General features: G+C 59.4%; 11 protein-coding genes. 7 read left to right on the forward strand and 4 right to left on the reverse strand.

All coding sequences use genetic code 11. From position 1 onward, the window contains the following. Positions 1 to 149: 149 nt before the first annotated feature. The 6 genes from morA (at position 150) to F2P67_RS01680 (ending at position 9,257) form a co-directional block, all read left to right on the forward strand. A complete protein-coding gene (gene morA, locus F2P67_RS01655) occupies positions 150 to 3,998 on the forward strand; it encodes a cyclic di-GMP receptor MorA (RefSeq protein WP_166216551.1) in 3,849 nt (1,282 codons plus the stop codon). Between the two features lie 162 nt (positions 3,999 to 4,160). Continuing rightward, the gene (locus tag F2P67_RS01660) at positions 4,161 to 4,670 is read left to right on the forward strand and encodes a hypothetical protein (RefSeq protein ID WP_166216554.1); all 510 of its coding nucleotides are present in this window, start codon (positions 4,161 to 4,163) and stop codon (positions 4,668 to 4,670) included. 254 nt (positions 4,671 to 4,924) lie between these two features. Then, on the forward strand, positions 4,925 to 6,178 hold the full coding sequence (gene glyA / locus F2P67_RS01665) for a serine hydroxymethyltransferase (RefSeq protein WP_166216557.1): 1,254 nt from the start codon (positions 4,925 to 4,927) through the stop codon (positions 6,176 to 6,178). 276 nt (positions 6,179 to 6,454) lie between these two features. Further along, positions 6,455 to 7,768, forward strand: coding sequence for a C4-dicarboxylate transporter DctA (locus tag F2P67_RS01670; RefSeq protein ID WP_166216560.1), 1,314 nt, complete (start codon positions 6,455 to 6,457; stop codon positions 7,766 to 7,768). Between the two features lie 49 nt (positions 7,769 to 7,817). Further along, complete coding sequence (locus F2P67_RS01675) at positions 7,818 to 8,522, forward strand: FCD domain-containing protein (RefSeq protein ID WP_166216563.1); 705 nt, start codon at positions 7,818 to 7,820, stop codon at positions 8,520 to 8,522. Between the two features lie 24 nt (positions 8,523 to 8,546). Then, complete coding sequence (locus F2P67_RS01680) at positions 8,547 to 9,257, forward strand: GntR family transcriptional regulator (RefSeq protein ID WP_166216566.1); 711 nt, start codon at positions 8,547 to 8,549, stop codon at positions 9,255 to 9,257. Positions 9,258 to 9,370: 113 nt separating this feature from the next. On the opposite strand, the gene yjiA is transcribed toward F2P67_RS01680, so the two are convergent. The 3 genes from yjiA to F2P67_RS01695 all read right to left on the reverse strand — a co-directional run bounded on the left by yjiA (position 9,371) and on the right by F2P67_RS01695 (position 12,788). Beyond that, positions 9,371 to 10,348 carry a GTPase gene (gene yjiA, locus F2P67_RS01685; protein WP_166217000.1) on the reverse strand — a complete coding sequence of 326 codons (978 nt, stop codon included), beginning with the start codon at positions 10,346 to 10,348 and terminating at the stop codon, positions 9,371 to 9,373. A gap of 160 nt (positions 10,349 to 10,508) precedes the next feature. Next, positions 10,509 to 10,706, reverse strand: coding sequence for a YbdD/YjiX family protein (locus F2P67_RS01690; RefSeq protein WP_003228401.1), 198 nt, complete (start codon positions 10,704 to 10,706; stop codon positions 10,509 to 10,511). Between the two features lie 15 nt (positions 10,707 to 10,721). Then, entirely contained in the window at positions 10,722 to 12,788 is a 2,067-nt protein-coding gene (locus F2P67_RS01695) for a carbon starvation CstA family protein (RefSeq protein ID WP_166216569.1), read from the reverse strand. Between the two features lie 159 nt (positions 12,789 to 12,947). On the opposite strand from F2P67_RS01695, the gene F2P67_RS01700 reads away from it, so the two are divergent. Continuing rightward, a complete protein-coding gene (locus F2P67_RS01700; protein WP_115079275.1) occupies positions 12,948 to 13,304 on the forward strand; it encodes a PilZ domain-containing protein in 357 nt (118 codons plus the stop codon). Here F2P67_RS01700 and radA read toward each other — a convergent pair whose 3' ends face one another. Continuing rightward, positions 13,305 to 14,672 carry a DNA repair protein RadA gene (gene radA / locus F2P67_RS01705; protein WP_166216571.1) on the reverse strand — a complete coding sequence of 456 codons (1,368 nt, stop codon included), beginning with the start codon at positions 14,670 to 14,672 and terminating at the stop codon, positions 13,305 to 13,307. Positions 14,673 to 14,685: the final 13 nt, after the last annotated feature.

Here is a 14,685-nt window from a genome sequence, read left to right on the forward strand (position 1 = left end):
CGTAACCGGCAAAGCTACCTGAATGACCAGTGGCAGTCCAGCCGCGAGGGGCTGGCACTTCGCCACAACTCAAGGCATGCTAGCCGCCCTTTGGGCGTCCGGCTTATAGTGCACGTCGCGCCAGTCCAGCCAAACCGCAGGATTACAGCTTGTCCAATGTCACTCCGCCAGCTTCTGTGAGCGCGTCCAATCCGGCGACTGGCTCGCCCCTGCGCGGAACATTAAAGGGTGCGCTGGCAACGCTGGTGTTGTTGCTGCTCGGATTGCTGTTCTGGCAACTGCTCGATCAATTGCGCGAAACCCAGAAAAACCAGCGCCAGTACACCATCGACTACACCGCCGACCTCGCCTCGCAGGTCAGTCTGAACATGGCGCTGAACGCGCAAATCGCCCTCAATCTGCTACCGATCGTCGAACAGCCGCAGTCAACCGACGAACAGCAGGCGTTGCTGCGAAAGCTTCAGCAATCGCTACCGGATCTGCGCAGCATGGCGTTGCTTAGCCCGTCCGGGCGCATCATCAGCGACAGCGCCGCCAACAGCCACGACGCCGATTACCTCACTGAACTGGTGCGTCGCAGCCGCGCTCAGGCGCACTATTTCAGCAACGCCGATGATGGCTCGGTGGTGCATCTGTTGTTGCATCAAGCCAGCGGTAGCACCCGTGGTTACTGGGCCTTGCGCCTGACCCCGACGTTTTTCGACTCGCTGACCAAACAGAGTGAAACCGGCCTGCGTCCGCTGTGGCTGGTGGAAAACCGCCTCAACCATCAAATCATCAGCCGCGACGAAGCGCTGCCGTCGGCCAAGCCCGGCGTGCTGAGCCCGGACGATCTGGCCAACACCGTACTGACCGTGCCGTTGAGTAGCAGCGACTGGCAGTTGCGCGGCCTCTTCGACCGCCAGCGCGTGCTGGAAGAATTACTGCCGGCATTCATCGGCAAATGCCTGCTCGGGCTGGCGTTCTCGATGCTGCCGGTGATCGCCCTGTTGAACATGCGCCGGCGCCAGCGCCAGGTGCATGAAGGTCGCCGGCGCTATCAGGACATCTTCGAGGGCACGGGCGTGGCGCTGTGCGTGCTGGATCTGTCCGGGTTGAAACAGGTTTTCGACAAGGCCCAGATCCAGACCAGCGACCAGCTCAAAGCCTGGCTCGACCAGCCGCAACAACGTCAGCAATTGCTCCAGGAACTGCGCATTACCGAAGTCAACCAGGTCGCGCTGCAACTGCTCAATGTCAATTCCTGCGAACACGCCTGGCAACTGTTGATCGACGGTCATCCGCACCGCCAGTGTGCGATCGGCAATCAAGTGCTCGACGCCGTACTCCAGCGACAAAAGCAGCTGGAACTGGAAATCAAACTGCCGGACATCAATGGCCGCGATCAGCACCTGTGGATGGTGTTGCGCCTGCCGACCGAGCAGCAGGATTACTCGGCGGTGATTCTCAGCATCAACGACATCACCAGCCGCAAACTGATCGAGCTGTCGCTGCTGGAGCGCGAAGGCTTCTGGTCGGACGTGGTGCGCACCGTGCCGGATCATCTGTATGTGCAGGATGTGATCAGCCAGCGGATGATTTTCAGCAACCACCACCTCGGCCAGACCCTCGGTTACAACCGCACCGAACTGCATCAGATGGGCGAGTACTTCTGGGAAATCCTCCTGCACCCGGAAGACGCCGATTACTACCACCGCTCGCGGCAGATGCAGCGTCACGCCGGTTACAGCCAGTTGTTGCAGTGTCAGCTGCGTTTCCGTCATCGCGACGGCAAGTGGCGACGCTTCGATATTCGCGAACAGGCGCTGGCCCGCGACAAGCACGATCAGGTCACGCGGATCATCGGTGTGGCCAAGGACATCACCGAGCAGATCGAAGCCAGCGAATCGTTGCGCGACAGCGAACAACGCTACCGCATGCTCGCCGAAAGCATCAGCGACGTGATTTTCTCCACCGACAGCAAGTTGTCGCTGAACTACGTCAGCCCGTCGGTGCAAGCGGTGCTGGGCTACGACGCCGAGTGGATTTTCCAGAACGGCTGGCAATCGACCATCGCCAACCCGCAGCAATTGAACGGCATCTATCACCTGATGGATCGGGTCAGCAAAGCGCTGGACAAACCCGAGCAACTGGCGCTGCTGCGCAGTCAGGTACAGACCCAGATGTTCCTGTTCGATTGCCTGCGCGCCGACGGCCGCAAGATCCCGATCGAGCTGCGCCTGGTGCTGGTGTGGGACGAGCACGGCGCGTTCGAAGGCGTGCTCGGCGTCGGCCGCGACATCAGCCAGCAGCGCCGGGCGGAAAAAGACCTGCGCATGGCTGCCACCGTATTCGAGCACTCGACATCGGCGATTCTGATCACCGACCCGGCCGGTTACATCGTCCAGGCCAACGAAGCGTTCAGTCGGGTCAGCGGTTACGCGGTGAGCGAAGTGCTCGACCAGTTGCCGAACATGCTCACCGTCGACGAGCAGCAAGACGCGCACCTGCGCTACGTACTCAAACAGTTGCATCAGCACAGCACCTGGGAAGGCGAAGTCTGGCTCAAGCGCCGCAACGGCGAGCATTACCCGGCGTGGGTGGGCATCACCGCCGTGCTCGACGACGAAGGCGATCTGGCCAGTTACGTGTGCTTCTTCAGCGATATCAGCGAGCGCAAGGCCAGTGAGCAACGCATTCACCGCCTCGCTTATTACGACGCCCTGACCCACCTGCCGAACCGCACGCTGTTCCAGGATCGCCTGCACACCGCGCTGCAATCAGCCGAGCGGCAAAAGTCGTGGGTGGTACTGATGTTCCTCGACCTCGACCGCTTCAAACCGATCAACGACTCCCTCGGCCACGCCGCCGGCGACCGCATGCTCAAGGACATGGCCACGCGCCTGCTGGCCTGCGTCGATGACGACGACACCGTGGCGCGGATGGGCGGCGACGAGTTCACCCTGCTCCTGCAACATCGCTCCAGCCGTGAACTGGCGCTGAACCGTGCGATTCATGTTGCCGAGCAGATTCTCGCCAGCCTGGTCCGACCGTTCGTGCTCGAAGGCCGTGAGTTCTTTGTGACCGCAAGTATCGGTATCGCCCTGAGCCCGCAGGACGGCAATGAACTCAGCCAGTTGATGAAGAACGCCGACACCGCGATGTACCACGCCAAGGAGCGCGGCAAGAATAACTTCCAGTTCTATCAGGCTGACATGAACGCCAGTGCGCTCGAACGCCTGGAACTGGAAAGCGACCTGCGCCACGCCCTGGAGCAGAACGAATTCGTCCTGTACTACCAACCGCAGTTCAGCGGCGATGGCAAACGCCTGACCGGCGCCGAAGCCCTGCTGCGCTGGCGTCATCCGCGTCGCGGGCTGGTGCCGCCGGGGGATTTCATCCCGGTGCTCGAAGAGCTCGGGCTGGTGGTGGATGTCGGCGACTGGGTGATCGGCGAAGCCTGTCGCCAGCTCAAGACCTGGCACCAGAACCGTGTGCGCGTACCAAAAGTCTCGGTGAACATCTCGGCGCGGCAGTTCTCTGACGGTCAGCTCGGCACGCGGATCGCCACGATCCTGCGCGAAACCGGCCTGCCGCCGGCGTGTCTGGAGCTGGAACTGACTGAAAGTATCCTGATGCGCGAAGTCAGCGAGGCGATGCAGATCCTTGCCGGCCTGAAGAACCTGGGTCTGAGCATCGCGGTCGACGACTTCGGCACCGGTTACTCGTCACTGAACTACCTCAAGCAATTCCCGATCGACGTGCTGAAAATTGACCGCACATTTGTCGATGGCTTGCCGTCGGGTGAACAGGATGCGCAGATCGCCCGGGCGATCATCGCCATGGCCCATAGCCTGAATCTGGCGGTAATCGCTGAAGGTGTGGAAACCCATGAACAACTGGACTTCCTGCGCGAGCATGGCTGCGATGAAGTTCAGGGCTATCTGTTTGGGCGGCCGATGCCCGCGAGCCGGTTCGAGGCGCAGTTCAGTAATGACGCACTGTTTATGTTTGATTAGATTTATACAAGGCAATACATTTATTGAAAGCAATTAAACAAACTTGCTGACAGCGCCCAAACTACACATCGAAACATATAGACCCTTCCCAACATAATTGCTCATGCTAAGTTTAATCGATGACGACATGTCATCAACACTCAAACTTAAAAAGGACTGAACATGAGCACGGATCGCCAAAAATCTTTTATTGGAACCCTGAGTTGCGAAGGCCGCCCAATCTGTATCGAATGGGTCTTCAGAGAAGGACGCGGCGGCTACACGTTATTAGTCGCAAACGCCGATAAAGACCCCGCCAGATTTTACTTTCGCTGGGAGCGCAACGCCTACATTCTCTACGTTCGCGACCCATCGCACATTGGCCAGCTGGTCAATTTGAACGGTCACGGCGAGCTCGCCGTCAGCCCGCCCGCCGAGGCGAACAGCATCAATTTCGATCTGGACGGGATGACACTGGACAACTTCGAAAACAACACCGTCAAGCTGCATCTGTTCGTCGGCAACAAACACTTGATCACCATGAAAGGTACATCGAACAGCCCGTTTCCGTCCGGCCGTGACATCCCGGAAAAGATTTACTTCGAGTCTAAATCCGATCAAGCATTTGCTTACTTCACCGTCAATATACTCGAGCGAAATGCGCCTTACATCAGTCACCCCGATGAAGTTTGAATAAACCGTTATTAGAACATCGTGCCAATGTTTGAACATTAGCGCTGACAAGATGCTTTTGCGAGCAACCCCGGCCCCATAGTTGACCCTCAGTTCAACTATCGAGTCGAGTTTGCTCGCGAGAGGCCGGTAAAAGCACCGCACATCTGTCATGAACGCCACTTGTCTGCGACATGATGTCGTTTCATATGCCATCTAAAAGCCGTTGGGTTAGAATGCCTCCCTTTTCTGCCCCCCGATCCTTGAGGACTGCCATGTTCAGCCGTGATTTGACTATTGCCAAGTACGACGCCGACCTTTTTGCCGCCATGGAGCAAGAAGCTCAGCGCCAGGAAGAACACATCGAGCTGATCGCTTCGGAAAACTACACCAGCCCAGCGGTGATGGAAGCTCAAGGCTCGGTATTGACCAACAAATACGCCGAAGGCTACCCAGGCAAGCGCTACTACGGTGGTTGCGAGTTCGTCGACGTTGTCGAGCAACTGGCCATCGACCGCGCCAAAGAGCTGTTCGGCGCTGATTACGCCAACGTTCAGCCGCACGCAGGTTCGCAAGCAAACGCTGCTGTTTACCTGGCCCTGCTGTCGGCCGGTGACACCATCCTGGGCATGAGCCTGGCCCACGGCGGTCACCTGACTCACGGCGCCAGCGTTTCCTCCTCCGGCAAGCTGTACAACGCCATCCAGTACGGCATCGACGCCAACGGCCTGATCGACTACGACGAAGTCGAGCGTCTGGCGGTAGAGCACAAGCCAAAAATGATCGTGGCCGGTTTCTCTGCCTACTCGCAGATTCTGGATTTCCCACGCTTCCGCGCCATTGCTGACAAAGTCGGCGCTTACCTGTTTGTCGACATGGCTCACGTGGCCGGTCTGGTCGCCGCTGGTGTCTACCCGAACCCGGTGCCATTCGCTGACGTCGTGACCACCACCACGCACAAGACCCTGCGCGGTCCACGTGGCGGCCTGATCCTGGCGCGCGCCAACGCCGACATCGAGAAGAAGCTGAACTCCGCGGTATTCCCGGGCGCCCAGGGTGGCCCGCTGGAGCACGTGATCGCTGCCAAGGCGATCTGCTTCAAGGAAGCACTGCAGCCTGAGTTCAAGGCTTACCAGCAACAAGTGGTGAAAAACGCCCAGGCCATGGCCAGCGTGTTCATCGAGCGCGGTTTCGACGTAGTGTCGGGCGGTACTGAAAACCACCTGTTCCTGCTGTCGCTGATCAAGCAGGAAATCTCCGGTAAAGACGCCGACGCCGCTCTGGGCAAAGCGTTCATCACCGTGAACAAGAACTCCGTGCCAAACGACCCACGCTCGCCGTTCGTCACCTCCGGCCTGCGCTTCGGTACTCCGGCTGTGACCACTCGTGGCTTTAAAGAAGCAGAGTGCAAAGAGCTGGCCGGCTGGATCTGCGACATCCTGGCAGACTTGAACAACGAAGCGGTGATCGACGCTGTTCGCGAGAAAGTCAAAGCCATCTGCAAGAAACTGCCGGTATACGGCGCTTAATTGCGACGTTAAATCTGCAGCATGAAAAACCGGCCAAGTGATTGGCCGGTTTTTTTTCACCTGAAATTTTTCAAACGCCTGAACCGCTCAAGAATGGGACTTGCCGCACAACTGGTCAGACCGGTCATGCCAATTCGTCACTTTTCACTTGCGATCCCTAAAAAACAGCGCCTAGACTGCACCCGCACTGGACATACCGGTAAGACCACAATAATTAAGTCCTGAATCTGATGCGCCAAGCGCACGGCAGCCAGGACACCGACCAGGATTCCTCCCATGCTCAGATGGTGCTCGCGTTCAATCTTCCTCCAAGTGGTTCTCGGACTGATGCTCGGCATCGTCTGCGGGCTGACCCTTCCTGAATACTCGGCCCAGCTCAAACCGCTCGGCGACGGCTTCATCAAACTGATCAAGATGCTCATCGGCCTGATCGTGTTCTGCGTGGTGGTCAGCGGCATCAGCGGCGCCGGCGATCTGAAGAAGGTCGGGCGCATCGGCCTCAAGTCGGTGATCTACTTCGAAGTGCTGACCACCATCGCGTTGGTGATCGGTCTGGTCTTCGCCTTCAGCACCGGCATCGGCAGTGGCGCGAACATTCATCTGGAGCAGCTCTCTGCCGCCGACATGGGCGACATCGCCGAACGCGGCCAGCACATGCACACCACCACGCAGTTCCTGATGGATCTGATTCCGACCTCGGTGATCGGTGCGTTTGCCGACAACAACATTCTGCAAGTGCTGCTGTTTTCGGTGCTGTTTGGCAGTGCGTTGAACCTGGTGGGCGAAGCGGCTTCCGGGATCTCGCGGCTGATCAACGAATTGAGCCATGTAATCTTCCGGATCATGGGCATGATCGTGCGTCTGGCGCCGATTGGCGTGTTCGGCGCCATCGCCTTCACCACCAGCAAATATGGCCTCGACTCGCTGCAACATCTGGGCAGTCTGGTCGGCTTGTTTTACCTGACCTGCATCGCGTTCGTCAGCGTGATTCTCGGTCTGGTGATGCGCGCCTCCGGCCTGCGCATGTGGCCGTTGCTCAAGTACCTGCGTGAAGAATTGCTGATCGTGATGGGCACCGCTTCGTCCGACGCTGTGCTGCCACAGATAATGCGCAAACTCGAACATCTGGGCATTGGCAGCTCGACCGTCGGGCTGGTGATTCCCACTGGTTACTCGTTCAACCTCGACGGTTTTTCGATTTACCTGACCCTGGCCATCGTCTTCATTGCCAACGCCACCGGTACGCCGCTGGCCATGACTGATCTGCTGACGATTTTGCTGGTGTCGCTGATTACCTCCAAAGGTGCCCACGGCATTCCGGGTTCGGCGCTGGTGATTCTGGCGGCCACGCTGACGGCCATCCCGGCGATTCCGGTGGTCGGTCTGGTGCTGGTGCTGGCGGTGGACTGGTTCATGGGCATCGGTCGCGCGCTGACCAACCTGATCGGCAACTGCGTCGCCACCGTGGCCATCGCCCGCTGGGAAAAGGACATCGACGTGCAGCGGGCGAACAAAGTGCTCAACGGCGAGCAGGGCTATAACTTTCAGCCGAGAAAATCCGTCGTTCAAGCGGCGGCCAAAGAATTCTGAATGAGTGCCGTGCCTGCGCCAATGCAGGCACGGCTCATGGAGCGAACACGTGATTACTACATCAACCGTCGTCAACTCAGTGGTCGAAAAACTTCGCGCCGCATTGGCTCGAGGTCAGTGGCGCTCCGGCGACATGCTGCCGGGCCAGCGCGAACTGGCCGAACAACTGGGCATCAGCCGCCCGAGCCTGCGCGAAGCGGTGATCGTGCTGGAAACCCTCGGCCTGGTGCGTTCGATGCCGGGCAAAGGCGTGGTGGTGCTCGACGCGCAAATCGGCGACAGCCAAAGCCACGACAGCGCAGTGACCGGCGCCAGCCTCGAAGACGTCCTGCAACTGCGTTACACCCTTGAGCCGTTCATCGTCGGCCTCGTTGCGCAGTCGATCAGCAGCAAGGAAGTCGGCCAGTTGCGCCTGACCCTGATGGACATGCGCGAAGCCCTCGAAGCAAATGACAGCGAAGCCGGGGTCAGCGCCTACATCGCGTTCCACGAAGAGTTGTTCACCCTGACCTCGAACCCGATTTTCCAGAGCGTGGTGCAACAGACCAGCAACGCCCTCAAGCAAAGTGCCGAAGTACTGCGCAACTCTCCGGAGCATCTGGCCGAACGCCTTGAAGAAAACGAAGCCGTGGTGCGCGCAATCCGCAGCAAGAACAGCGCCCAGGCCAGTGCCGAAATGCGTCGGCACATCCTGCGTGAAGGTCAACGGATGGGCATCGAGCTGAATATTCCGGAAGACAACTTGAGCCACTGAATTTACTCACTCTGGAGACCGGCCATGAACAGCCTCGCCACGCCGTCGCACCGTCGCCAGATGTCGACGGCCCTGCCCTTCTCCCGCCTGCAAACGCCGGTGGATGATCTGTATCCCCGGTTGTTCGATGCGATTCTCGAACAACATCTTGACGCTGCCAGCCGCTTTACCGAAGAGAGTCTCAAGCACATGTTCGGTGTCAGCCGCGCGGATGTGCGTCGGGCGCTGACCCAACTGTCCCACGAACAGATCATCGTGCTGCGGGCCAACCATCGGCCGCGCGTAGCCGCGCCGGACGCCGAGCAGACGCGGCAGACCCTGCACGCACGGCGCCTGGCCGAGAACACGCTGGTGCGACTGGCTTGCCAGCATGCGCAGGCTGAAGACTTGAAGTGCCTGCGCGCCTTGATCGAGCGCGAGCGTCAGGCTGTGGACAAAGATCGACGCGGCGCGGCGATTCGCCTGTCCGGGGAGGTTCATTTGCAGTTGGCGAAAATGGCCGGGAATGCGCCGTTGGCGCATTTTCTCGGCACGCTGGTTCCACTGACTTCACTGGCAATTGCGCTAAGTCAGCACCAGACGCACAGCTGTTGCGCGTGGCAGGAACATTTGGCCTTGGTTGAGGCGGTGGAGCGAGGTGATGCTTGCAGAGCCGGTATGCTGATGAATCAGCATCTGGACCATCTTGAGCAGACCCTGCTGGGTTCAGTCATCGGGCATTGTGTTGTCGGTTAGATCGCCTTCGCGAGCAAGCCCGCTGCCACAATGAATTGCATTCCGCCTGACCGAATGCAGTCCATTGTGGGAGCGGGCTTGCTCGCGAAGAGGCCCTTACCGCCACCACAAATTCAATTCTGCTGCGCCGCCACCCTGGTAAACCCCGCCCGGATTTTCTCCTCCGGCAAATCGTCGGCGATAAACACGATCACGCTTTCTCGCGTCTCACCCTCGGCCCACTCGGTGTCCCAGTCGAAACCGTAGAGTTTCAGTACGCCCTGAAACACCAACCGCCGATCTTCCCCGGCAATGTTCAGCACGCCCTTGTAACGCAGCAATTGCTTGCCGTGTTCTTCCAGCAATTCATTCATGAACTCACTGAGCTGATCGATATCCAGCGGCTGGCCGGTACGCAACACCAGACTGGAAATCCGGTCGATGGACGGCGCCTTGCTCACCTGTCGCAGGCTCAACCCGCCGCCGAGATCGGCATTCAGATTGAAACCGCGCACGTCGAGCAGTTCAGCCAGATCGATATTCCCGTGTTCGACCACACGAATCGGCGCACAACGGTTGATCCGGGTCAGGCGCTCGCTCAGCGCAGTGAACGCGGCATCATCGACCAGGTCGGTCTTGCTCACCAGCAAGCGGTCGGCAAAACCGATCTGCGCCTGGGCGATGGTCTGGCTCAGATGCTGCTCGGCGTGAGCAGCGTCCACCAAGGTGATGATGCCGTCGAGCAGGTAACGCTCGCGCAGTTCTTCGTCGATGAAAAAGGTCTGTGCCACCGGCGCCGGGTCAGCCAGGCCAGTGCACTCGATGACCAGCCGATCAAAGGCGATTTCGCCGCTGTCCAGACGCTCGAGCAGCAAGTACAGGGCTTTGGTCAGGTCTGTATGAATGGTGCAGCAGACGCAGCCGTTGGCCAGAGTCATGACTTGCACCGGCTCGTCGCCCAGCAGTTGGCTGTCGATACCGGCGTCGCTGAATTCGTTTTCGATCACGGCGATTTTAAGGCCGTGCTCGGCTTTCAATAAATGACGCAGCAGCGTGGTCTTGCCGGCGCCGAGGAAACCGCTGAGCACCGTTACGGGTATTGGAGAAGACAACATCGATCCCCTTCACAAAATTGATGAACAACAAAAAACAAATGTGGGAGCGGGCTTGCTCGCGAAGGGTCGTGTCAATCGACATCGTTGCTCAATGACACAGCGCTTTCGCGAGCAAGCCCGCTCCCACAGGGGATTACTGCAACCGCAGGCTGTCAGCTCAACAGCACTTCGGCCCACCCTTGCCACCGTAACGGGCTTCCTGACGTTCGCGAAAGAACATCTCGTAGCTCATCACCGGTTTGTCCGGGTGTTTGGTCTGCATATGCTCGACGTAGGTGTCGTAGTCGGGCATGCCGACCATCAGGCGCGCGGCCTGCCCGAGGTATTTACCGAGGCGACTCAGGTCATTGAACATGCTGCAATCCTCTGGTTACGCGTCCGGCAGAGCCTGGAATGGCGATTCTTTATCCGTACGCTCTTTTTTGCCCCAGGCAGCGATGCCGACCTTGAGCGCATAGAACAGGATGCTGAATACCACGAACAGGAACAGCGCCGTCAGCGTTGCGTTGGTGTAAGCGTTGAAGATCACGTGCTGCATCTGATCGATGCTCTTGGCCGGGGCGATCACCTGGCCCGCGGCCAGTGCATCGCTGTACTTCTTGGCCAGCGACAGGAAGCCGATCGCCGGGTTGGCGTCGAACAGCTTGATGAAGCCTGCGGTCGTGGTGCAGATCAGCAGCCAGGTGGCTGGCAGCAAGGTCACCCAGATATAGCGTTGACGCTTCATTTTGATCAGCACAACGGTGCCGAGCATCAGCGCGATACCGGCGAGCATCTGGTTGGAGATACCGAACAGCGGCCACAAGGTGTTGATGCCGCCCAGTGGATCGATTACGCCCTGGTACAGCAGCCAGCCCCACATCGCCACACAACCGGCGGTGGCGATCAGGTTGGCGGTCCATGATTCGGTACGTTTCAACGCCGGGACGAAGGAGCCAAGCAGATCCTGCAGCATGAAACGTCCGGCACGGGTACCGGCGTCCACAGCAGTGAGGATGAACAGCGCTTCGAACAGGATCGCAAAGTGGTACCAGAACGCCATGGTGTTTTCACCCGGCAGGACACTGTGCAGGATCTGCGCGATACCGACCGCCAGGGTCGGCGCACCACCGGCACGGGCCAGGATGGTGGTTTCACCAATGTCATGCGCCACGGCTTGCAGCGCTTCCGGCGTGATCGCAAAGCCCCAGCTGCTGACCATCTGCGCTACTGATGCAACATCACCGCCAACCACAGCGGCCGGGCTGTTCATGGCGAAGTACACGCCAGGCTCGATGACCGAAGCGGCAACCATCGCCATGATGGCGACGAACGACTCCATGAGCATGCCGCCGTAACCGATGTAACGGGCGTTGGTTTCGTTATCCAGCAACTTCGGCGTGGTGCCCGAAGAAATCAGTGCGTGGAAACCCGATACCGCACCGCAAGCGATGGTGATGAACAGGAACGGGAACAGACCGCCCTTCCACACCGGGCCGGTGCCGTCGACGAACTGGGTCAGCGCGGGCATTTTCAGCTCGGGCATAGTCACCAGAATGCCGATCGCCAGAGCGATGATGGTGCCGATCTTGAGGAAAGTAGACAGGTAATCGCGCGGGGCGAGGATCAGCCACACCGGCAGTACCGCCGCGACAAAACCGTAACCGATCAGCATCCAGGTGATCTGGATGCCAGTGAACGTGAAGGCCTTGGCCCAGACCGGATCAGCGGCAATCTGCCCGCCCAGCCAGATCGAACCGAGCAGCAGCAACACGCCGATGACCGAGATCTCGCCAATGCGACCCGGGCGGATGTAACGCATGTAAATGCCCATGAACATCGCGATAGGGATGGTCGCCATCACGGTGAAGATGCCCCACGGGCTCTCGGCCAATGCCTTGACCACGATCAGCGCCAGCACCGCGAGGATGATGATCATGATCAGGAAGCAGCCGAACAGTGCGATTGTGCCGGGAATCCGGCCCATTTCTTCACGCACCATGTCGCCCAGGGAACGGCCGTTGCGACGGGTCGACATGAAGAGAACCATGAAGTCCTGCACCGCGCCCGCCAGCACCACCCCGGCAATCAGCCAGAGCGTACCGGGCAGATAGCCCATCTGCGCCGCCAGAACCGGGCCGACCAGAGGCCCTGCGCCAGCAATCGCTGCGAAGTGGTGACCGAAAAGAATGTGCTTGTTGGTCGGCACGTAGTCCAGACCGTCGTTGTTGAGCACGGCGGGGGTGGCCCGACGCGGATCGAGTTGCATCACATTGTTAGCGATGAACAGACTGTAGTAACGGTACGCAACCAGATAGATGGCCACAGCGGCGACCACAATCCACAAGGCGTTGATCGCCTCGCCTCGGCGCAACGCCACTACGCCCAGGGCGCACGCTCCTACGATTGCCAGCACTAGCCAGGGTAAGTGGCGTAGCAGGCTATTATTATTTTTCATTTTATTATTCCAGCCAGGGTGGACAAGAAAGACAGCCACCCCGAGTTTAGCGCTACTGGCGGCAAAGACCATACCCCGACATTGGTCTAGACGCCTTGATCATTGGCAGCCCCCTATTGGTCGGGTCTATAGTCAGCGTACTTTCAAGAGGATTGCGCCATGAGCGAGCGTCGCCGCTTCAAACGTATTGCGTTCGATGCCAAGACCGAATTGAGCCAGGGCGAGTACATCTGGCCGGTGAAGTTGATTGATCTGTCGCTCAAGGGCCTATTGATCGAAAAACCGGAACCGTGGCTGGGGGATGAAACGCAGGACTTCAACGTCGACATTCATTTGAGCAAGGACATCGACATTCAGATGGATGTGCAACTGGCGCACGACGATCATGGCCAACTGGGTTTCCAGTGCCGGCACATCAGCTTGGAGTCGATCCAGCGCCTGCGGCGCCTGATCGAACTCAACCTCGGGGATGAGGCCGAGCTCGAACGGGAGCTTGGCGCGTTGATGGAGCTGTGATTACTCGAACAACGAGTCCAGCGCCTGCTCCAGCCGCGTCACCGCAATGATCTGCAACCCTGCCGGCGCTTCCTTCGGCGCATTGCCCTTGGGCACGATCGCGCGCTTGAAGCCGTGCTTGGCGGCCTCCTTCAATCGCTCCTGACCGCTCGGTACCGGTCGCACTTCACCAGACAACCCCACCTCCCCGAACACCAACAAATCATGCGGCAACGGTCGATTGCGCAGACTCGACATCACCGCCGCCATCAATGCCAGGTCAGAAGCCGTCTCCAGCACCTTCACCCCACCGACCACGTTAAGAAACACGTCCTGGTCGTGAGTCGGAATACCGCCATGGCGATGCAAAACCGCGAGCAACATTGCCAGGCGGTTCTGATCCAGCCCCAGCGTCACCCGACGCGGGTTGGCCAGGTGGCTGTCATCGACCAGCGCCTGCACTTCCACCAGCATCGGCCGGGTGCCTTCCCACGTGGCCATGACCACACTGCCCGGAACTTCTTCCTGAGCGCGGGTAAGAAAAATCGCCGAAGGGTTGGAGACTTCTTTCAGCCCCTTGTCGGTCATGCCGAACACACCCAGTTCGTTCACCGCGCCGAAACGGTTCTTCACCGCCCGCAGCAAACGCAAGCGCCCATCGGACTCACCTTCGAAATACAGCACGGTATCGACCATGTGTTCCAACACGCGCGGCCCGGCCAGCGCGCCTTCCTTGGTGACATGGCCGACCAGGAAAATCGCCGTACCGCTCTGCTTGGCATAACGCACCAGCAGCGCCGCACTCTCGCGCACTTGCGAAACACCGCCGGGCGCCGATTGCAGTTGCTCGGTGAAGATCGTCTGGATCGAGTCGATCACCATCACCTTGGGCTTTTCCTGACGGGCGGTGGCGATGATGGTTTCGATGCAGGTTTCGGTCATGACTCGCAGTTGATCCTGCGGCAAACCGAGACGTCGGGCACGCATGGCCACTTGCTGCTGGGATTCTTCGCCGGTGACGTACAACGCCGGCATGCTCTTGGCGAGGTTGCACAGCGTCTGCAAGAGAATGGTCGACTTGCCGATGCCGGGGTCGCCGCCGATCAACACCACCGAACCATCGACCAGACCACCACCGAGGACGCGGTCAAGCTCACCGGAGGCAGTGGAAAATCTTGGAATTTCTTCAACGCTGACTTCGGCCAGCGTCTTGATCTGTGCCTGTTGCCCGGCCCAACCGGTGCGTCCGGCGGGTGCCGCAGCGCCGCCGCTCTCAATCATGGTTTCGGTCAAGGTGTTCCAGGCGCCGCATTCACCGCACTGGCCCGCCCACTTGGGAAAGGTTGCGCCGCACTCGGTGCAGCCATACATGCGCTTGGCCTTGGCCATCTGAACCCCCGGG

The organism is Pseudomonas atagonensis (assembly GCF_011369485.1).
Classification (GTDB): Bacteria; Pseudomonadota; Gammaproteobacteria; order Pseudomonadales; family Pseudomonadaceae; genus Aquipseudomonas; species Aquipseudomonas atagonensis.